General features: G+C 57.7%; 15 protein-coding genes. 6 read left to right on the top strand and 9 right to left on the bottom strand.

All coding sequences use genetic code 11. The features are described 5' to 3' along the window. The first annotated feature begins 100 nt into the window (after window positions 1-100). A complete protein-coding gene (locus tag ACYQ54_RS22360) occupies window positions 101-397 on the top strand; it encodes a PAAR domain-containing protein (protein WP_460086413.1) in 297 nt (98 codons plus the stop codon). A gap of 93 nt (window positions 398-490) precedes the next feature. Here the strand turns inward: ACYQ54_RS22360 and tssH are convergent, their stop codons facing one another. From tssH to ACYQ54_RS22315, 9 genes are all read right to left on the bottom strand, one after another. Continuing rightward, a complete protein-coding gene (tssH, locus tag ACYQ54_RS22355) occupies window positions 491-3,298 on the bottom strand; it encodes a type VI secretion system ATPase TssH (RefSeq protein WP_460086410.1) in 2,808 nt (935 codons plus the stop codon). 25 nt (window positions 3,299-3,323) lie between these two features. Then, the gene (tssG, locus tag ACYQ54_RS22350) at window positions 3,324-4,901 is read right to left on the bottom strand and encodes a type VI secretion system baseplate subunit TssG (RefSeq protein ID WP_460086408.1); all 1,578 of its coding nucleotides are present in this window, start codon (window positions 4,899-4,901) and stop codon (window positions 3,324-3,326) included. Next, window positions 4,898-6,895, bottom strand: coding sequence for a type VI secretion system baseplate subunit TssF (gene tssF / locus ACYQ54_RS22345; protein WP_460086407.1), 1,998 nt, complete (start codon window positions 6,893-6,895; stop codon window positions 4,898-4,900). The genes tssG and tssF overlap by 4 nt, the downstream gene beginning before the upstream one ends. After that, complete coding sequence (gene tssE / locus ACYQ54_RS22340; protein ID WP_460086405.1) at window positions 6,892-7,443, bottom strand: type VI secretion system baseplate subunit TssE; 552 nt, start codon at window positions 7,441-7,443, stop codon at window positions 6,892-6,894. Before tssE ends, tssF begins: the two co-directional genes overlap by 4 nt. A 144-nt stretch (window positions 7,444-7,587) precedes the next feature. Next, on the bottom strand, window positions 7,588-8,073 hold the full coding sequence (locus ACYQ54_RS22335) for an Hcp family type VI secretion system effector (protein WP_460086404.1): 486 nt from the start codon (window positions 8,071-8,073) through the stop codon (window positions 7,588-7,590). 205 nt (window positions 8,074-8,278) lie between these two features. Continuing rightward, a complete protein-coding gene (tssC, locus tag ACYQ54_RS22330) occupies window positions 8,279-9,802 on the bottom strand; it encodes a type VI secretion system contractile sheath large subunit (RefSeq protein WP_460086401.1) in 1,524 nt (507 codons plus the stop codon). After that, window positions 9,803-10,357, bottom strand: a complete 555-nt coding sequence (tssB, locus tag ACYQ54_RS22325; protein WP_460086399.1) for a type VI secretion system contractile sheath small subunit — start codon at window positions 10,355-10,357, stop codon at window positions 9,803-9,805. Window positions 10,358-10,626: 269 nt separating this feature from the next. Next, a complete protein-coding gene (locus tag ACYQ54_RS22320; protein WP_460086396.1) occupies window positions 10,627-11,910 on the bottom strand; it encodes a type VI secretion system protein TssA in 1,284 nt (427 codons plus the stop codon). Window positions 11,911-12,025: 115 nt separating this feature from the next. Beyond that, window positions 12,026-12,730 carry an OmpA family protein gene (locus ACYQ54_RS22315; protein WP_460086394.1) on the bottom strand — a complete coding sequence of 235 codons (705 nt, stop codon included), beginning with the start codon at window positions 12,728-12,730 and terminating at the stop codon, window positions 12,026-12,028. Between the two features lie 429 nt (window positions 12,731-13,159). Here ACYQ54_RS22315 and ACYQ54_RS22310 point away from each other — a divergent pair, with 429 nt between their 5' ends. The 5 genes from ACYQ54_RS22310 to icmH are packed head-to-tail and all read left to right on the top strand — an operon-like array spanning window position 13,160 to window position 20,364. After that, on the top strand, window positions 13,160-14,953 hold the full coding sequence (locus tag ACYQ54_RS22310) for a type VI secretion system Vgr family protein (RefSeq protein WP_460086392.1): 1,794 nt from the start codon (window positions 13,160-13,162) through the stop codon (window positions 14,951-14,953). A 52-nt stretch (window positions 14,954-15,005) separates the two neighbouring features. After that, a complete protein-coding gene (locus ACYQ54_RS22305; protein ID WP_460086389.1) occupies window positions 15,006-15,599 on the top strand; it encodes a DUF6931 family protein in 594 nt (197 codons plus the stop codon). Window positions 15,600-15,621: 22 nt separating this feature from the next. Continuing rightward, a complete protein-coding gene (gene tagH / locus ACYQ54_RS22300; protein ID WP_460086387.1) occupies window positions 15,622-17,355 on the top strand; it encodes a type VI secretion system-associated FHA domain protein TagH in 1,734 nt (577 codons plus the stop codon). 58 nt (window positions 17,356-17,413) lie between these two features. Beyond that, on the top strand, window positions 17,414-18,748 hold the full coding sequence (gene tssK, locus ACYQ54_RS22295; RefSeq protein WP_460086385.1) for a type VI secretion system baseplate subunit TssK: 1,335 nt from the start codon (window positions 17,414-17,416) through the stop codon (window positions 18,746-18,748). Then, a complete protein-coding gene (gene icmH / locus ACYQ54_RS22290; RefSeq protein WP_460086383.1) occupies window positions 18,748-20,364 on the top strand; it encodes a type IVB secretion system protein IcmH/DotU in 1,617 nt (538 codons plus the stop codon). Before tssK ends, icmH begins: the two co-directional genes overlap by 1 nt. The last annotated feature ends 8 nt before the right edge of the window (window positions 20,365-20,372 follow it).

Genomic DNA, 20,372 nt, shown 5'->3' with positions numbered 1-20,372 from the left:
CTTGCAGAAGCGCTGAAATGCGCCAGACTGTGATCCAGGTCCCAGTATTTCTTGCAGGAACGTTCATTCTGGAAAAAATGCAACAGCGCACGAGGCTGCCATGACCAGACCAGCTGCCCGATTGGGTGATTTTCATATGTGTTCGATGACGCCTGTCCCTCCGGGACTGCCGATCGCGCCACCTTGCAAGATAAATGTTCTGATCGGCAACCGTCCTGCCGCGAGAGTGACGGATCTATGTGTTTGTGTCGGTCCTCCACCGGCAAATGTTGATCCCATCGTAATGGGGTCTATGTCGGTATTCTTAGGGATACTGCCGTCTGCGCGTATGGGTGATCCAACAGCCAAGGGCGGGGTGATTACCACGGGTGAGTTCACCGTCCTGATCGGTGGCTGACATCAGGCTTTCAATAATCTGAGAATTTGTACCGCCCGGAATCGAAACGCCGGACAGGCATAAGAGCCTGTCCGGCGTTTTCTGTTCGATCCGTCAACTTGCCGGTTCGATTTCGATACCGGCTTCTGTGGCTTTCAAGGTCACGCTTTTCAACTCCTCGCCGTTCATTTGCGCTGTCAGGAACGCTCGCGAGAGCTTGGGCAGAAGGTCGTTGGTCAGGATATTGTCGATCATGCGCCCGCCACTGTCCGGATCCCGGCACAGCGATACAATGTGGCTCACAACATCGTCTCCATAGCTCAGAACCGCGTCCCTGTTCTGCTTGACCCGTTTGACAATCCGGTTGAGCTGAAGACGGACGATAAATCCGAGCATGGATGGCGAGAGCGGATAGTAGGGTATCGTCACGATACGGCCTAGCAAGGCCGGTGGAAACACGTCGAGCAATGCTGGTCGCAGGGTCTCGGCGAGTTTTTCCGGATCCGGTGCGTTGGGGTCGCTCGTCGCCAGGTCCGGGTCACTGGAGACCGGTGCATCCAGCATGTGGCTTGCCGCATTCATGATGATATCGGTGCCGACGTTCGACGTCAGCAATATCAACGTGTTGCGGAAGTCGATCTTCCGGCCCATGCCGTCTTCCATCCAGCCCTTGTCGAACACCTGGAAAAAGATTTCATGGACGTCCGGATGGGCCTTTTCGACTTCGTCCAGCAGGACCACGGAATAGGGTTTGCGCCGCACGGCTTCGGTCAGTCGGCCACCTTCGCCATATCCGACATAGCCCGGAGGTGCGCCCTTGAGACCGGAGACCGAATGCGCTTCCTGGAATTCGGACATGTTGATGGTGATCAGGCTTTCTTCACCGCCATAAAGGGTCTCGGCGAGTGCCAGCGCGGTTTCGGTCTTACCGACGCCTGAGGGACCACACAGCATGAAGACACCGATGGGCTTGTCCGGGTTGCCCAGTTGGGCGCGGCTGGTCTCGATCCGCTTCGAGATCATGGCAAGACCGTGTGCCTGGCCGATCACACGCTTGTTCAGGCTGTCGGTGAGTGTGAGGATCGTCTGCATTTCGTCCTGGACCATGCGGCCGACCGGAATGCCGGTCCAGTCGGAAATGATGCTGGCGACAGCTTCATCGTCCACATAGGCATAGACCATGCGATCGTCTTCCGGAATTTCGGATAGTTCGGTGCGCTTTGCCAGGAGCGCCTCTCGAATGGCATCCTCGCTGGTCAGGTCAACATCAAGATCGAGCTCAATCTCATCGATCGGAACAAGCGCCGGTTTGTCATCCTGCGGATCATCGATGGCGTTGCTATCCGGATGGGGGGCCGGTTCGCCGCCACGCAGTTGGGCGAGGGTGGCATTCAGCCGCCGGATGCCGGCGACCAGTTTCCGCTCGTTTTCCCACTGGCTGCGGACAGTTTCGATATTGCGTTCGGTTTCCTCGATCGCCTCGGAGAGCGCGTCGAGCTGTTCCTGATGCTCAACACCCAGCTCCGCGTCGTTGGTCAGGGCCTGTTTTTCCGTTTCCAGAAAGCCCTTCCTGGCGACAAGGTCCAGCAGCCGTGCAGGCTGCGCGGCCTGCGAGATGTTGACGCGTGCCGAGGCGGTGTCCAGCACGCTGACTGCCTTGTCCGGAAGCTGGCGTGCGGGAATGTAGCGATGCGAAAGCGAGACCGCAGAGCGAACCGCGCTGTCCAGGATACGGACCTGGTGATGCTCCTCCATCGGACCGAGCAGGCCGCGAACCATTGCAAAGCATTTTTCCTCGTCCGGCTCGTCAACCTGTACAGGCTGGAAGCGCCGGGTCAGAGCCGGGTCCTTTTCGAAATGCTGACGGTATTCCGACCATGTCGTGGCGGCGACAGTTCGGAGCGTGCCGCGAGCAAGCGCCGGCTTCAGGAGGTTGGCGGCATCGCCTGTTCCAGCTGCACCGCCAGCGCCGATCAGCGTGTGGGCTTCGTCGATGAACAGGATCGTTGGCACTATGGAACCATGGACGGCATCTATGACCGCACGCAGGCGCTTTTCGAATTCACCCTTCATGGAAGCGCCTGCCTGAAGCAGGCCAAGATCAAGTGCGCAAAGACGCGTGCCGATAAGCGCGGGCGGTACATCTCCGGCGACGATTTTCTGCGCGAAACCCTCGACAATGGCTGTCTTGCCAACACCGGCTTCCCCGGTCAGGATCGGATTGTTCTGGCGGCGGCGCATCAGAACGTCGATGACTTGGCGGATTTCCTCGTCACGACCGACAATCGGATCAAATTCCTTGGCCCGTGCCCGGGCGGTGAAATCGACCGTGAATTGGCTGAGAGCGTCTTCACCAGGGCCGCCTGCTGTCAGGGGTTCAGACCCCGGTTCGCCTCCCGCTGCGCTTGCGGCCAGCCCTGAACCGTCGATCGGCCGGGCCCGCACTTCGCCGGACGAACCGGCGATGGCGTCCAGGTTACTCTCGATTTCATCGTGCTTGAGCTTGTTGAGAGCTTTCGACAGCTGGAAAAGCTGCGTTCGCGTGCTTTCGTCCCCAAGGATCGCAAGTAGCACGTAGGCTGTCCGTATCTTGTAGTCGCCGTGGGTAAGCGACGCCACAAACCAGGCACCCTGCAAGGCCTCGCGAAATGGTTTCGACATCGTGGGAAGTTCGGTTTGATTGATTTTCAACTCCGCAAGCGCGGCCTGCAGGTCCCTGTCCACGGCACTGAAATCAACATCGAAATGGCGCAGAATATGAAAGAAATCGGAATTTTCGTTGCGGATCAGATAGTAGAACCAGTGGAGCAATTCCAGGTGCCGGTGACCGGCATCCTTTGTAAGCCGCATGGCCTTGTCCAGGCTCTCGTAGGCAACCGAGTTAATCTTGCTGGCAACTTTTTCAACCGTAATGTCACTCATAATTTCGGTCCTTCGGACTTGAGACCTATTGGTAGACGGTGGTGTGGCGGCGCACTGGCCGGAAACGGGTGTCGGTGAGCATGTCTTCTTCGTCGGCCTCTGGTCCGGTATCGTCTTCGGAGCCGGTTTCCATAGGCTTCAGCCAGCCGATATGTCCCAGCGTGGCGGAATTGTTCGCGTCCATTCGAACGGCGGACGCGCATCGTTTCGGCAGGGCAAGCTCGATCTCATATTCGATCTCCAACCCGAGATAAAAATCGATCAGATCAAACAGCTTTTCTGTCCAGGGGTTTGGTTTCGCGCGGGTCGGTGGAAGAAATTTGCGGTATTCCTCCAGCGTGCGTGTGAAAATTCGGATCCGGATCTTGTCGCTGACACTATAGACCTTGGCACCCACAATGGTGTCGGCACCAAGTTGCCCGGCGCCGCCAGGCCCAAAGCCCCCGAGCTTGAGCTGGTCTTCCTTGTCCAGGTGCAGCCATGTTCCGACGCACTGATCGATTTCCACCTTCACACCGAAGACCCCGGTTATGAGGGCCTTCAGGCGGGCTGCGCTCTTGGTCTTTGACGACATCAGACCAGCGTAGAGTAGCTTCAGGCGGTCATCGATCCTGTCGAGATCACGATAAATCGGTGTGCCGATACCGATTGCAGAGCCGATATAGGCAAGAAACCTGTCGTCGTCGGGCCGGTCATGTTGAACGATTGGTCTGGCATCCGCCCATGCACGGTAGAACAACTGCACGAAGCGATTGTTGAAGAGGTCGAGAAACCGCGGAAAACTGTCATCGCCCCTAAGTCCGCGCATGATGGCTTCGTCAGTATAGGCGGAGGGCAGGGAGCCTTGCGGACCGAGTAGGCCAAGGAAACGCTCCAGCAACACCAGGCCACCATCACCGTCCCGCGTCGCACGTTCGATGGTCGACGTGGCAAATTCGCTGGACGGATCCTGACCAAAGCGGACGATGTCCTCCATCATGCGCTGGCTCTTGCCGATCCTTGGCGGTGCCGGCTCTTCGGCATTTTTGGGCGTCATGCCCGTCTCGGAAATGCCTGGGGCGGTCTGGCCTTCAAGCATTCTCAGCACCGCCAGAAGGTCGTGCCCGCCCGGATGCTTCTCGATACGCTCCCCCAGAGCGGCGAGCAATGAAGCGTATTGTTGCTGGACGGGAACCTCGATGCGCGGCGCTTCCGCTGTTGCCTCGTCACTTGCCGCTTCAGGCATCGTCGCGGAAGGTTGCTCCTCAAGCGTCGCGCCTGCCTGTTCAACGGATTCATCATCCATCTGTGTGGTCTGCAGAGCAGGCGTTTCCGGCAGGTTTTCAGACGGTGTGGGGTCCTTTCGGTCTTCCGATACTGTCGTCCGGGATACTGTCGCGGACGATTGAATGTCGGTCGATGCTGTTGCTTCAACAGGTTCGGATTGCTCAGAGACGTCTTCCGTCCAGACATTGTCAGCGTCGGTCGTCTCGATGCTGTCGGCTGCGGTCGTACGGTCGTCCTTTGTCGGCCATGCCGGGGCTTTGCGTGCGGATGAAGGCACGATTGTCTTGTCCCGAGCGACGCGGGTCTTCGTCAGATCCTTGTCTGCCGGGCCGCTCATAGAATTCCTTTCGCGCCGATCCGCGGAGGCCACTTCATGATAATACCGCGCTCTGTCGTGGCGATGACACATTGCGTGAAGTGATTGATTGAGGCGTATTCGGCAATGAAACGGTCAAGGACCGCCCCCAGCAGAAAGGCGCTTGCCCCTTCAAAGGCCTTGTCGTCGAGCGTGATTGTGACTTCCAGGCCTCTGGCAACACCTGTACCGGATTTCTGCTGCATCCGACGCACAACCGGCCTTGTCGACACTGCCCGGACGGACTGTGCCTGACGATCAGCGGCACTGTCGGAAAGTGGTGCGAACACGCTCAAGACATCCCGGAAAGACCGGCCATCCTGACCAGCGGCGTCGTGAACGAGGCCTGTGTGGTTCAAGGCCAGAATGTTGATGAGCCTCCAGGCAATGGCACCGGAATGGCCCTGTTCGCCCAGCCTTTCATTGTATGACAGAAGAGGTGGTCTTGGTGACGTCGGGCCGGCAACGCAATCCACCTTGAGACCGATATCTTCCAGAATGCGGAAATCACCGATTTCGGACTTGTCCGGGTTGGACCCGACCGGAAGATCAGCCGCAAGCGACCGGTTTGAAGCCAATACCTTGAGCGATAGTTCCGCCAGGCGTTTCTTGCCGGTTTGCAACAGTGCGGCAGCCTGCGCTCCACTGGATATGGAGATGAATGTTTCCGTGCCGATGTAGATGCTCGGCTGCATGCGCCGGATTTCGGAAGAGGACTGGCGACGAGGCAGCCGGCGGATGGTGTAAAACCATTCGTGCCCGGCTTTTTCGGTGTCTGGAGCAACGCTGTAGAGTGGTTCGACGGGACGTTTTTCACCACCTGAGAAGTGAGCGGAAACCTCGGTGACCGCATGTACCTCATAGTCGAGCGGCCGGGTTCTGTCGGTGATCACGGCGAACTCGTGCTGCCCTTTTTTAATCGGCACGCGGTCCGTCTGCCGCTCGAACAGGTTGACGGCGGGCGCAGAATGAAGCGCGAAGATCTTGCGTTCGACATGGGCGGGCAAGCGGGTCTCCGCTTCATCGAAGACGAAAATCAGATCGAATGACTTGGCTTTGACCCTGTCCAGATAACGGCGCAGGCCCGTAAGGCGGAATCCGAGGAAACTGCGAGGAAAATTGAAATAATCGCGCAGATAGTCGAAACCGGTGAACATGCGCAGATCGTTGTGCAGAAGCGCGTCTTCTTCATCGAAACCCAATTGTTCGATGGCATCCACAGGGAGTCTTTGAAGGCTGGCCTGTCCGAAGGCGTCCTCGGTACGGATGTAAAGCGCAATCGTGTGTCCGAAGATCTGCTCATAGACTTTTGCTGCCAGATCCAAAGGTCCGATCAGGCGGACCGGAAGAGTGTCGATCCTGCATCCGGCCACCTGGTACTCAGGTTTCTTCAGCGCCTCTTCTGCCGAAACTTCGTTTTCCGGGTCCTCGGACATTCTGTGTGTCAACGTGATCGACAGGCCCGCGCGGGCCCGCCGGTCTTCAGCCATTTCAGCACCGAGACCGGAAACCTGTGCCGCCGAACTCAGGTACTTTGCCCCTGTCAGTTCCAGCGGGGTGAGCGTGATTGGAGAAGTGAGTGTAAACCTGCAGCGAACTTCGCCCTGCCGTTCGCGGAACACGGCTTCCATGGGGGCATGGCGTTCGATTTTTATGCCATTTCGCAGATTTGCGTCGCCATATTTCGGCGTAATCCGGGCAAGCACCAGGGACGGAATAGGCGCGAGGGCGCTCGGATAAAGCTGCTCGAACAGGTTGGAAGTGAATTCGGCGAATTCATGCTTCATCTTCAGTTGCACACGGGCCGACAGGAAGGCAGTGCCTTCCAGCAGACCGGACAGCATGGGGTCGGAACGGTCTTCCAGAAGACCACCCAGCCGTTCGGCGACCGCTGGATACGCCTCCGCGAACGAGGCGCCCTGTTCCCGCAGATACGTCAGTTCCTGATTGTAGAGGTCGAGAAATTCACGGTTCATGCGGTCGCCCCGATGATCTTGATACGGCCGAAGGCGGGATCGACGTCGGCAACGAATTCACTCGAGACCCGGATCGGATCGCAGCGTATCTCCGCCTTGATCAAAAACCTTACCTTGAATGTATCGCTTTCGACCTTGTCGTCGCGCTCAACCTTCAGTGTGCGCGGATCCATGCGCGGCTCGAAATGGATGAGGGCCTGTCGGATGTCGTCGGCAAGCCGATCAATGCGCACGGTGTCGACGATATGGACTGACAGGTCAGGCAATCCGTAATTGATAATCGAACTCTCGACTTCTGGAAAATCGGACAGATCCTGAGTCGAATTGAGATTGACCGTGTTGAGGAGGGCCTGAAGGTCACGGCGGACTTCGGACAGCAATGTGTGTTCCGATACGCCATAGGACCGGGAAAGCCGTCGACCGGACTTTAGCCTCCCACCGCTCTGCACCTCTTTCTGCTTGGCTTGAGCGGCTTTGTAGTCCGGGTCGTCCATTGCACGGAAGGCCCACATCAGCGGGGAGTGCATTTTCACATTTGATTTAGCCATCGGCCAAGCCCACGCTGACTGCTGCCCCAGAAATTCTAAAGTATGACCTTCGCGGAACTGCTTCGAGGGGCGAAATTCCACATCGCAGGTCCAAACCAAAAAAGGCTGCCGCACCGAAGCGCGGCAGCCTTGTCGGCCGAAGCCTTATTTCTTTTCGTTTGCTGCAATGTCCCAGGCAAACTCGGGAGCTGCACCCTTGGAACCGTCCGGCTTCTGCTCGGTGTAGATGTACTTGTACTCACCGAAGTTCAGCGTAACGCTTTCCGTGATGCGGTCATCAGAACCGCTGCCGCCGGTCGAAACGTTGGTCACGATGATGTCCTTCATTTCAAGCTTGATATATTCCAGCGGAGAGTCACCGGCAGCCTTGCGAACGAACAGGGTGCCTTTGGTGATGTGCTTGCCGGTCGACACGTGCTGCAGAAGCACGGGGGTCGATTTGTCGACAAACTTGGTGATGCTCAGATCCTGGAAGTGTGCCTTGCCGGAGCCGGAGCCCGAACCCATGTGGGTGGTGCCGGACTGGGAAGCGCCCCAGGACCAGGACAGAACGTCAATCTTGTCCTTGTGGGTCTTGTCCTGTGCTTCGCCTTTGATACCTTCAAGTTCCAGATAAAAATCGACAGCCATTTTAATAGATCCTCTTGGTTGTTGAGGGCCAGGTAAATAGTCCTGGCTCAAACTCTGCTATTCCTGACAACTACCTCGGACCTCGCGGTCCAAACCCCTAAGCGCTTGCGCACCTTGTTTGTACCTCCGCCCGGGAAAACCGGGTTGCATCCGGTGAGGATGCTTGCCGTGGGGCGGGCTGCCGCCCCGCCGGCAATTCGTGAAATCAGTTGCCGTCTTGCGGAATGCGGGACGCCAGGCTCATGCCGATGTCCATGCCTTCCAGCTGATAATGCGGACGAAGGAAGAACTGGGCCCGGTAATATCCGGGGTTTTCCTCGTCGGGCACGATAGTGACCTTGGCTTCCCGAAGCGGCTTGCGCGCCTTGGTTTCCTCGGTCGAATTGTCCGGATCACCATCGACGTAGTCCATGATCCAGTCGTTCAGCCAACGCTGCAGCTGCGCCGATTCCTTGGTCGAACCGATCTTGTTGCGCACCATCACCTTCAGGTAGTGGGCGAAACGAGTGGTCGCGAACATGTAAGGCAGACGGGCAGACAGGTTGTCCGATGCCGTTGCATCCTTGCCGTCCGGTCCGGAGAACTGGCGCGGCTTGAAGACGGACTGTGCGCCTAGGAAAGCAGCCTGGTCCGTATTCTTCCGGTGAATCAGCGGGATCAGACCCAGACGGGAGATCTCGTGTTCGCGTCTGTCGGAAATTGCAATTTCCGCAGGGCACTTCTGATCCACACCACCATCGTCGGTTTCAAAGACGTGGGTCGGCAGGTTTTCGACCAGACCACCGCTTTCGACGCCGCGGATCCGGACTGTCCAACCGAATTCCTTGTAGGCGCGGTTGACGTTGGTCGCCATGGCGTAAGCCGAACTCATCCAGGCGTAATTTTCGTGGTTGTCTTCGCCGAATTCTTCTTCAAAGGCGAATTCTTCCACCGGATCAGACTTGGCACCGTACGGTTGGCGAGCCAGAACGCGCGGCATCGTCAGACCCAGGTAACGGGCGTCTTCGGATTCCCTCAATGTCCGCCACTGAGCATGGATCTCCGTATCGAAGATCTTGGACAGATCGCGCTTGGCCGGCAGTTCCGTCCAGCTATCCATCTGCATCAGCTGCGGATTGGCCGCTGCCAGGAACGGTGCGTGTGCAGCCGAGGCAATCTTGGCCATGCCACGAAGCACGGTGATATCCTGTGGATCGTAGGAGAATTCGTAGTCACCCACGATGCAGCCATAGGGCTGACCGCCGAGCTGGCCGAATTCGGCTTCATAGATCTGCTTGAACAGCGGGCTCTGGTCCCACTTGGCACCACGGTAGCTCTTGAACACACCCGCAAGTTCTTTCTTGGAGATGTTCAGGAACTGAAGTTTGAGAGACGCGTCGGTTTCAGACTGATGCACGAGGTAATCGATACCGCGCCAGGCGCTTTCCAGGGTCTGGAACTCCTCGGCGTGAATGATCTCGTTCACCTGAGCCGTCAATTTTTCGTCCAGCTTCGCGATCATCTCGTCGATCGTGTCGTAGACGTCTTCCTTGATAAGCGCCTGATCGGACAGGGCTTCGGCAAGGAAGGTCGACATGGCGTTGTCAACCAGCTGGTTGGCCGTGTCGTTTTCGTTCTTGATCCGGAAATTCTGTTTCAGGATCGAGGCGAATTCCTCGGGGCTTTTTTCAACCGCGACTTCGCCGGCTGCTGCGCCGCTCGCTTGGGTGCTGGTATCGGTGCTGCTCATTTATGCCTCCTCCGTGCCGTCCCCGTCTGCCGGCTTGTCGGCGGACGATGTCTTGTCGGCTTCGATTTTCTGAGCAAGTGCCTGCATCAGGGCCGGGTCGCGTGTCAGCTCCTCCAGTTGGGAGATCGCCTGGACACGCCCGTCCATCATGGTGCGCAACGCGGCAAGGCTGCGGCGCGCATCGAGCAGTTTTTTCAGGGCCGGAACCTGTTCTGCAACACGGCCCGGGGTGAAATCGTCCATGCTTTTGAAGCGAAGCTGGACGCTCATCTTGGAATTGTCTTCGCCGGACAGTTTGTCCTTCACGGTGAAGGAGGTGCCGGGTTCGATCGCTTCCATGCGCTTGGTGAAATTGTCCATGTCGATGTCGAGAAATTTACGATCATCGATATCGGCTTTTTCCACGCCGGGGCTGTCGCCGGAAAGATCGGCCATAATGCCCATGACGAAAGGCAGTTCCACCTTCTGTTCCGCGTCGAACGGATCTTCGTAGAAAATGTGTACCCGCGGAGGTCTGTTGCGCTTGATAAAGCCTTGCCCGCTGTTCGATGCCATTGTACTTGCCTTTCATTTTCATGACCAAAATAAAAATGGTCAATTTTAGTCAAATACTAGCGCGTAACTCTTGTTTGCTAAAAGCTGTTCTTAGGTTGGCGCTGCGTTTCGTTGATATCTATGTACTTCGTTTTTGGGGAACGGGAAGTGATCATGGTCACATGATCGATGGTTTATATTTTTCTTGAAATATTGAGGACCTGTTGGCGTTTGGTGTCAAGTAAGAAGCTGAAAACCCTAGGTAACATAGGGGTTGTATTTGCTGTCGCTCACTCCTCCTCAGGCCGCAGGAAGAGGTTGAGAAGACCGGTGAAAGACCCGGAACTCATGTTTTGGGCCTCGTCGAGCAAAAGCGGGATCGGACTGGTGGGTTCGTTGGAAGAATAGTAACCCTTGACCGCGGCAATCCCTTTCATGGCGTCGTTTCTGCTTTCGATCACCATCACTGAAAAATCGTCGATATCACCCAACTCGCGGTCGCCGCCATCATTCAGATCGACCAAGCGGTCGTTGGAAAGCTGAAGCCCGCTGGCTCCCAGAATCAACGCAACGTCGTCGAACCGGCGCGGCATGAGAATTTTCAGGGCATCCAGGTAGGACTTGCCAACAAGGCCTCGCGCTTCCCGCACCAGAAACAGCGCCGGGTGTGACGGTTCCCGGGAGGCAAAGTAATCCTCGACAGCATCCAGTATCAGCTTTGCTTGCGCGGCGTTCTTGATTTCGGACTGAGCCGTTTGCGGTGCATCGGCTGCAGCCTCATGCGCGTCGCCGTCTTCAGACGCGGCAGCTTCCGTGTCTTCAGGAGAGAGGCGTCCTAGCCGTGTGTTCAGCTCGACGTTCATTTCCTTCAGCAGGGTGGCCAAAGCTTCGTAGTTGGGGGGCGCTGCCTTGGCACCGCTTTCCTTGAGCTTTTCCGTGCACAGGTCTGCAATCGCCTGGAGCTCGTCTGGAAGATCGCCGAGATCCTTGAGAATTTCTTCGATGGCGTCCTGTTCCAGTTCACCCGAAGTCAGGGCGGCTTCGATCGCACCCAGCGAGATTGTATGTTCGTCCGGACGGGCAGTTACATCGCCGGCCGCAATCTGGATGGCGCGATAACTGATAGGTCCGGTTCGGCGGGTCTTGAGCAGGGGCGCCGCTTCCAGTGGCAGTACGACGGTCGGTCTGTTGTTGAGAGATTCGAGCGCACCGATGCGCTCCATGTGGCCGAAGTCGGCATCGCTCGGATGGACCTCATCCCAATGGTTTTCCAGCAGCCTGCGGATGGTGCGAATAGCGTTGGCAAACGTGTGGATCTGACCACCCAAAAGACCGAACTGGGCGAGAATGACCAGCAGTCTCAGGTCTCTGGACTGTTTCAGAAAACCGTCCATCTGCTTGAAGAGGTCGGTAAAGTCGATCTCGGATCGGTCGAATTCACTGAACCGTTCAGGCAGCAACTCCTCACAAGAATCCAGAAGAGCAGCAAAGGCGGGTTCGGTGTCGTAAAGGTCCGGCCCGCAGCCCGCACCCGGCGCAATTTCTGTGCCGTAGGTTTCCGGATCGAAATTCATGCGTGCTCCCCAGCCAGGTGTGTGTTCCGGATATGTCTCCGGAGCGGTCCCGCTTGTTGTTCAACTTGCCCGGACCGGGAAGCAAACCGGTCCGGTTTTTTTGTGTTGTGGATCTTTACTGCTCGAGCACGAGCTTGCTTTCGACGCGGCGGTTGGCCGGGTCATTGACATCGGCAACCTTCGGCCTGGTTTCACCATAGGCAACCGTCTTCAGACGATTCCGGCTGACACCGAGATTTACCAGGAACTGCGTGACAGCCTGCGCCCGGTCTTCGGACAGACGCTGATTATAGGACGTCGAGCCGATGCCGTCTGTGTGGCCTTCGATCACGAATGTGGCGTTGGCCAGGTCGGGGTCGCTGATGCCCTTGGCAAACTCGCGCAGATTGGCCTGAGCGGATGAGCTGAGTTTTGCCGAGGCATACTCAAACGAGACAAGCAGGTTGAAGGCCGCATCGATGGCGTTGGTGTCCGGATCTACCACCAGCGTCTGCTGCGAATCATCGCCGTCGGCCTTTGCGCCGTCCTGGGACACGGCAACCTGTCCACCTTCTCCCGGTTTGGCGTTCGGGTTGCATTCGTCGCGCGTTCCGATGCACAGCGCCCGTGTTCCGCCAGCCGGTTTCAGCGACCGCGTTTTTAGCTGCTTGAAGTGCTTGCTGACTTCATCAGCCGAGTAGGTGGCGTCCTGGGCGGAGGCCGGAACCGTGCCAAGCGCAGGCAGGACAACGGCAAGTGAAACGGAAGCAGCCAGAAAGGCGCGGCGAAGGCCGGTCCGAGCGGCAGTGTTCCGGTCGAGTGAAAAAACAGTAGGGGTCACGATTTCAATCCTCCCTTGTGGAGTGTTCAAATGCGATATCGCATCGGGCGTCGAAATGGATCGTGCCATAAGGATAAGAATAATAGTGTGGCGAAAGTCACTAAAGTGCGATTTGATGTCAGTATGTCGTTTTATCGGCAAGAAGCAAGAGGAGAGCTGTTCAAGTGACGTTGGTGAACTGGGGTCGTATTTAAAAGCGTCAGGCGGTCTTTTCGCCGCAGTTGGGGAAGGGGTGTGGGCGCCTCTCCGTCACAAAAGGGTTTGAAGTTCAAAGTATTTGCATCAAGTGTGTTCTTGAGCACACTATTTTTGCCGGAAACGCCTTAGTGTCTGAAGCAGTGGTAGCCGCACGGCTGCCTGATGCAGAAAACCGCGTTATTTCCGAGGAGATCTTTCGTGGCCGTAGGACAACTCAAACAAGCTAACCGAATGGCCGAGCTGACATCGGTCTTTGGCAAGGATGAGCTTTCCGTTGTCACCATTGAGTGCGACGAAGGACTTAGCGAAGATTTCGAAATCAGGCTCGAGGTTCTGAGTCAGAAAGAAGACCTGAACTTCGATGATGCCATCGCGACCCACATGACGGTGAAGGCTGTCACCAATAACGGGGATACGCGACATTTCGACGGTTTGCTGACCGACGCGAAATGGATGGGTTTTCGCGATTCCTATTACATCTACAAATTGACGCTGCGCCCCTGGTTCTGGCTGCTCACCAAGAATTCCAATTGCCGGATCTTCAAGGACAAGACTGCGCCTAACATCATTGCGGATGTCCTGGGTGCACATGACTTTGCCGATCACCGCATGAAGCTCACCGAAAGCTACGACCCGATCCACTACTGCGTGCAGTACAGGGAATCGGATTATGATTTCTGCTGCCGGTTGATGGAAGAATTCGGGATTTCCTATTTCTTCGAGCACAGTGACGGCAAGCACACCATGATCCTGGCGGACGCGAAATCGTCCTATAGCCCGATCGTGGGAGACAGCTCCATCCCCTACATCGCCCTGGGCGGCGACAGTCAGAGGAAGGAGGAACATCTTTATCACTGGATCCCGACCCGCAAGTTCAGGACCGGCAAATTTGCGGTCAACGACTATGATTTCGAAAAGCCGAGTGCGTTGCTGGAAGCCGAGCGCGACGCTGGTGCCGCATACCGGGCAGGGTCTCTTGAAAATTACGACTATCCGGGCCGCTACACCGAAAAGGACAAGGGCACCACTTTCAGCAAGATCCGCCTGGAAGCCGAACAGGCTGCCGACAAGCGAATTGAAACAGCCGGTGAAGTGCCGCGTTTCTTTGCTGGCGGCCTGTTCACGCTGACTGACCATCCACACGGCCCGCAGAACAAGGAATACCTGATCGTGCGGGCGAGCCATCAGATCATCACAGAGCAATATCGTACCGGTGGTGGTGGCGCCCAGGGCGAAGCCTATACCGGCACCTATGATGTTCTGGCTTCCGACATACCGTTCCGCACACCGGCCATCACCCGCAAACCACGGATCCCCGGTCCGCAAACGGCGAAAGTCGTGGGGCAAGGCGAAATCGATGTGGACGAGTACGGCCAGATCATGGTCGAATTTCACTGGGACCGTGACAAGACACAGTCCCGGCGGGTGCGCGTGGCGCAGGTGTGGTCAGGCAAGAACTGGGGCGGCATCTACATTCCGCGCGTCGGCCAGGAAGTCATTGTCCAGTTTCTGGAAGGAGACCCGGACCAGCCGATCATCGTCGGCACAGTCTACAATGCCGAAAACATGCCGCCATATCCCTTGCCTGGCGAAAAGAACAAGGCAGGTATCAAGTCGGATTCGACTGTCGGTGGCGGCGGTTACAACGAGTTCGTACTCGACGATTCCAAAGGGCAGGAGCTCATTGGGGTACATGCCCAGAAGGACATGGAGACCGTCATCGAGAATGACGAAATGCTGCATGTCAAAAACTGCCGGGAAACCAAGATCGATGTCAACCGCACCGAAAAAGTCGGCAAGAACACGACCGAAGAGATCGGCATGAACTGGAAGGTGACCGCCGGTACCAAGATCCAGTTCATCTGCGGCACAAGCAAGATCACAATGACCCCGACGTCGATTAAGATCGAAGCATTGATGATCGATGTGGTGGCAAAGACGACGATGACAACGAAGGGCCTTGTCAACAACGTGAAAGCCGACACCTTGGTCATGGTCAAAGGCGCTCTTGTGAAGATCAACTGATGCGTTGGTCCTCAACCGCTGAAAAGACAAGACAAGAAACGGAGTAGAGCTGATGGGATCACGAATCCGCTTTACAAAGGCAAAGCAGGTTTTTGAAACATATCCGGAGTTGTCAGAGACGGTCAGTGTACCAAGTGGCGATGTTGCTCCTGAAGAGTATGCCATTGAACTTCAGGACAGCGAGGAGCCGAACACGGCAATTGAATACTTCGCACATGTTTTGCCGAAGCGCGAGGCGGTCTGGTGGGCCATGAATTGCGTCAAGGGACTTGACGGTGCCACAAGCGAGCATGACCGTGAAATCTTGAAACTAAGCGAAAACTGGGTACGCGAGGGTGACGAAGAGGCCCGGGCTGCCGTGCACGCGGCGGCAGAAGCTGCAAAGAGCGACAGCGCCTCTGTTTGGGTTGGATTCGCCGCCGGCTGGTCTGGCGGATCCTTGTCCCCGAACCCGGAATACCGCGTCGAGATGCCGGACCATCTGACGGCAAAAGCCGCAAATGCAGCCGTCCTGATTGCTCTCGGAAAACTCTTGCCGGCGGAACGCGAGCAAGCGCTGAAATCATGTCTTTCGGCAGGTCTGTCCTTCGCTGGTGGTGATACCATGCCAGTGGTGAGAGTGAAGTCCTCGGCGTCGGCCGTTTAGAAATCAAAGGAAAGACGCGGGAATGCGCATAACGCTCCAGATTGAAAATGTTGACCGGTTGGAGACCGGCGGTCAGCTGTCTTACAGCTGTGCCGACCGCGGCTTTGACATTGGCCGGCACGAACATCTGGACTGGAGCCTGCCGGACCCGCAGCGTGTGATTTCGGGCAAGCATTGCGAAGTGCGTTTTGAAGATGGTCAGTTCGTTCTCTACGACTATTCCACGAACGGCACTTTCTTGAACGGTAGCCAAACCCGAATGGACAAGGCGCATGTGTTGCGCTCCGGCGACCGGCTGATGATTGGCGATTACATCATTGCCGTCTCTCTGGAAGCCTCATCCGGTCATCAGGCCATGGCGCCGGCAGCCGCCGCGCCGCAGCCCTGGGACGCGCCACAAACATCGTCCGCGCCAGCCGGTTCATCCTGGCCTACCGGTCCAGGTCCTTCCGGTGCGGCTCCTGCTCATTATCCGATGGAAAATCAGGGAGGACCCTGGGCATCACCAGGTGGGGGCATGGAAGGTCGACACGCACCGCCTTCCTCCAATCCAGGCATTGGTACGCCTGCCGATGATGTCTGGAGCCAGCAGGGGCATGGCTGGGGCACGGCGGATCCGTCGCTCTATGACCCAAATGCACGCGTTGGCGAGCGGGAAGCGTCACGGCCTGCTCAGGCCGATCCGCTCGATCATCTCGCCCAGCAACCGCACCTTCAGCCTGCCGGATCATCGCCCGCGGATTCGGCCTTCGGTTTCCCGGCGGAGGAGGCTCAATCTCCTTTCCCTGCGCTTGCGGAAAACCCGCCTCAGCAAGCCGGTGAACCTCTTTTCCAGATGCCGGAACTTCAGCCGGATGTGCCTCCGCAGGAGGCCGCTGCCGAGTCCGTTCCAGCCTCAACAACCGAACCGGCTTCATCGCCGTTTCCGGACGCCCCCGTCTGGAATGCGCCGGAGCCTGTCGAAACTCAGCCTTCGGCTGCCCCGGACCCGCAGCCCGAACAGCCGGCACCCGCGAAACAGACAGCTCCGGAGCCGGAGCCAGCTGTTTTCACGCAAGAAACAAAACAGGCCGCTGCCCCTGTGCCCGCCATGGCCGATGCGGCTGAGTCGACCCGGTCTGTCGGCAGTTCTGTCGGCAGTTCTGTCGGCAATATTGACTTCATCAAGGCCTTTGCGGAAGGAGCCGGTATACCGGCGGCGACACTTGCTGGGCGTGATCCCGAGGCGTTTGCACGGGAAGTTGGAGCGATCCTGCAGGGCATCACTGGCGACCTGATGGGGCTTCTGCAGGCACGCAGTCAGGTCAAGGCCATGACCCGGAATACGAACCGCACGCTGATCATGCGCAGCGGCAACAATGCCTTGAAGTTTTCGCCGACCCCGCAGATGGCGTTGCAGACAATGCTGGCACCAGGCGCAGAGGAAAACGGCTATTTGCCGATATCAAAGGCGATGCAGGCTGCCTTCAAGGACATCCAGAAACATCATGTCTGGACATATGCGGCCATGCAAAAGGCCGCCGGAAGATTTGAGGAAAAGCTGTCCCCCAGGGCAATCGAAGCGGAAGGCCAGATCGCCAAAAGCACGTTCGGTAACCAGAAGGCCAAGCTTTGGGAGCGTATTGAGGAACGTTGGAGTTCCCTGTCCGGGTCGTATGACGATGGCGTGGTCGGGCTTTTCACGCAATACTTTACCGAAGGTTATGAAGAATTAAGCAGTGACGATCCGGATCAGACCTCCGGATCGATGAATTAAGACCTTCGCCAGTTTTAAGAGTGCGAAGGCGCGAAAGCGTTAAGGGAGCAGTACCTGTATGTCGTGGTATAGCAAGGTTGCATGGACCGAAGGTCTGTTTTTAAGGCCTCATCATCTCCAGCAGAGCGACCGGTACGCGGAGCATATGCTGGACGAACGGGTTCGCTTTGCCTCTCCCTATCCCTGGGGTTTTTCCGAGCTGGAAATAGATCAGGACGTAGGCCAGCAATGCAGGTTTGCACTCCGCTATGGTCGCGGCATCTTCTCGGATGGAACCGTTTTCAACTTCCCGGCGGACGGAACACCGCCGCCAGCTATCGACGTTCCTGAAGATGCCGCCGGACAGATTGTGTGGCTGGGTATACCCGAGACCACCGTCAACGCCGTGGAAGTCGCCAATGGCCGTGATGATGCGGCCACGCGATATATTCAGGGTCGGGAGACGATCATCGATTCCACCTCCACGATACGGCAGGAGGAAGAGATCGACGTGGCGCATCCGCGTCTTCAATATTCGATCCGATCGACACCGCATCCCGGCCAGGTCTGTCTGCCGGTCGCGCGCATCACGGAAATCAAGGACCGTATCGTCATAACAGACGGCACCTTTGCGCCGCCGGTTCTCGCCTGTCATGTCCATCCCGTCATCACCGGCTGGATCGACTCGGTTATCGGTTGGGTAGAGCGCAAGCTGAGCGAACTGGCGCGCTATGCCGCCGACACCTCCGCCGGTGGCGGACTGCAGAATTTCGACTATCTGACCCTGCAGTTGCTCAATCGCACCTATCCGTTGCTGATGCATCTGCGCAAATCGGCGTATGTGCATCCGGAAAGGCTCTATTCCCAGTTCTTGCAGCTTGCAGGAGAACTTGCGACCTTCGCGACGGAAGAACGCCGGGCCCGCAATTACCCGGTTTACGACCACGACAAGCTGCATGAGGTTTTCAAGCCTGTCCTGGCCGACATTCAGGCATTCTTGTCGGCTGGCTACGACCGGCGTGCAATTCGCCTGCCGCTGGAACAGCTGGCGCCGAATGCGTTCAAGTCGACCATCGTCGACCGTAACCTGTTCTCGCAGGCAGGCTTTGTCATCGAAGTGGCTGCCCGCAGGCCATTGACGGAAATTCAGAACGAGTTTCCCAGGCTCTTCAAGGTCGGGCCCTTCGGTCAGATGCGCCAGATCGTCTATTCCAACCTGCCGGGCATTCCGCTGATCCACATGCCGGTGCCGCCGGCACAGATCCGGGCTCTGACGGACCGGGTCTATTTCCGGCTGGACAAGACGACACCGCTTTGGCGCGAATTCAGCCAGGATTCGGCAATCGGGCTGCAATTTTCCGGCAACTGGCCGGATCTGCAGCTTGAGTTCTATGCCGTCCGGGAGGGCCGCTGATGTCGGACAATGACGATCCCTTTGGCGTTTCCAAACGCAAGGGAAAGACAATTGTAATGCCCAATCCCGGGGGGCGCTGGAGCGAAGGGCAGCCCGGACAACCCGGGCAGCCGCCGCAGCAGCCTGCGCCGCCACCCCAACAGGTCCCCCCGCAGGCACCCCCTGGTCAGGCAGCCTCGCCACCGCGTCCCAGCGGGCCGTCCGGTGGCACTGACCCGTGGCAAAGCGGTGGAGGCGGCGGCCGGGATCCCTATGCCCCAACACCTGCCGGTTACGAATATGGCCAGCAAGAGGCTCCTGACCTCAGAACGCCTCCAGGTGGCTTCCAGTCACCGCAGGGCGCTACTTCGCAACCAACTGCGCAACCGGCGCAGGGCGCCGGGAAACTGGCGCATATGCCGGACATCAATCAGATCCGCGTTGCCAACAGAAATCCCATTTCCCGCGCAGCGGCACCGCTGCTTTTGCTTCTGGGGCGCCTTCATCTGACGATGACGGATGCGCAGTTCGACCAGTTGATGCGCGACGTCTACAATTCCATCAAAACCTTCGAGAAAGAATTGCGCAGTGCCGGTATCACGGACGATCAGATCCGTTCGGCAGCCTATGCGCTTTGCGCGACATCCGACGACATTGTCCAGAATCTGCCGTCCGCGGGACGTCATCAATGGACGCAGTACTCCATGTTGACGCAGTTCTTCGGTCAGGCAACCGGCGGTGTCGAGTTCTTCCAGCTGCTGGAAAAGGCAAAGCAGGACCCAGGCCGCAACTATGGTGTCCTGGAGGTCATGCATTCCTGTCTGTCGCTCGGTTTTTATGGAAAGTACCGCGCGATCCAGGGAGGGCAGCAGGGACTTGAGCGTGAACGCCGCGATCTTCATGAAATTTTGCGCCGTGTCCGGCCACGTCCGGGAGACGATCTTTCGCCGCATTGGCGCGGCCTGGAGCTCTTGCAGAAGCGGGCCGGATTTTCGGTGCCGATCTGGTCCGTTGCAGCGGTGGCTGGAGCTTTGCTACTCGGAGGCTACGTCACCTTGATGCTTCTTCTGTCCAGCGGTAGCGAAGTCGTCGCGGGCAGGGCGACTGCGCTTTATCCGACGGGGCCAGTTGAATTGGCGCGTGAAGGTTATCAGCCCAAGCCGCCACCGGCGCCGCCACCACCTGAAGATGCGACCATCGACACGGTCTCCGCACAGCTGGCAGGGCTGGAGGGACTGGAGATTTCACAGGCCGGTCCGGCGATCATGCTGCGCATGCGCGCGCAGTTCGACGTCGCGGCGGCTACGCTCCGTCCCGAATTCCAGCTTCTGGTCGAACAGGTCAGCCAGACACTCGATCAGGTTGACGGCGAGATTCTCGTCGTCGGCCATACGGACAGCGACCCGATCCGCAACAATCCGCGCTTCCCGACCAATTGGCACTTGTCAGTGGAGCGGGCGAAGGCGGTCGCAGCCGTCATGGAGTCCGTCCTGCAGAAGCCCGGCAGGGTGCAGGTGGAAGGGCGTGGTGCCGACGAGCCGATTGCGCCCAATACCAGCAGGGAAGGCAAGGCACTCAACAGACGTGTGGAAGTCTTTCTGAAACCACCGGCCAAAGGGCTGGTAATCGACAACTGATATCCGGG

The sequence above is a fragment of the Roseibium sp. LAB1 genome (assembly GCF_054658235.1).
This window is presented reverse-complemented; position numbering and strand designations above follow the sequence as displayed.

Coding starts and splice junctions, on each gene's coding strand:
- ACYQ54_RS22320 (WP_460086396.1), bottom strand. CDS start 11,910: ATGAATTTCGATCCGGAAACCTACGGCACAGAAATTGCGCCGGGTGCG.
- tssB (WP_460086399.1), bottom strand. CDS start 10,357: ATGGCATCGAACAGCGGGCAAGGCTTTATCAAGCGCAACAGACCTCCG.
- ACYQ54_RS22305 (WP_460086389.1), top strand. CDS start 15,006: ATGGGATCACGAATCCGCTTTACAAAGGCAAAGCAGGTTTTTGAAACA.
- icmH (WP_460086383.1), top strand. CDS start 18,748: ATGTCGGACAATGACGATCCCTTTGGCGTTTCCAAACGCAAGGGAAAG.
- tssG (WP_460086408.1), bottom strand. CDS start 4,901: ATGAGCGGCCCGGCAGACAAGGATCTGACGAAGACCCGCGTCGCTCGG.
- tssK (WP_460086385.1), top strand. CDS start 17,414: ATGTCGTGGTATAGCAAGGTTGCATGGACCGAAGGTCTGTTTTTAAGG.
- tssH (WP_460086410.1), bottom strand. CDS start 3,298: ATGAGTGACATTACGGTTGAAAAAGTTGCCAGCAAGATTAACTCGGTT.
- tssE (WP_460086405.1), bottom strand. CDS start 7,443: ATGGCTAAATCAAATGTGAAAATGCACTCCCCGCTGATGTGGGCCTTC.
- tssF (WP_460086407.1), bottom strand. CDS start 6,895: ATGAACCGTGAATTTCTCGACCTCTACAATCAGGAACTGACGTATCTG.
- tssC (WP_460086401.1), bottom strand. CDS start 9,802: ATGAGCAGCACCGATACCAGCACCCAAGCGAGCGGCGCAGCAGCCGGC.
- ACYQ54_RS22310 (WP_460086392.1), top strand. CDS start 13,160: ATGGCCGAGCTGACATCGGTCTTTGGCAAGGATGAGCTTTCCGTTGTC.
- ACYQ54_RS22335 (WP_460086404.1), bottom strand. CDS start 8,073: ATGGCTGTCGATTTTTATCTGGAACTTGAAGGTATCAAAGGCGAAGCA.
- ACYQ54_RS22360 (WP_460086413.1), top strand. CDS start 101: ATGACCAGACCAGCTGCCCGATTGGGTGATTTTCATATGTGTTCGATG.
- tagH (WP_460086387.1), top strand. CDS start 15,622: ATGCGCATAACGCTCCAGATTGAAAATGTTGACCGGTTGGAGACCGGC.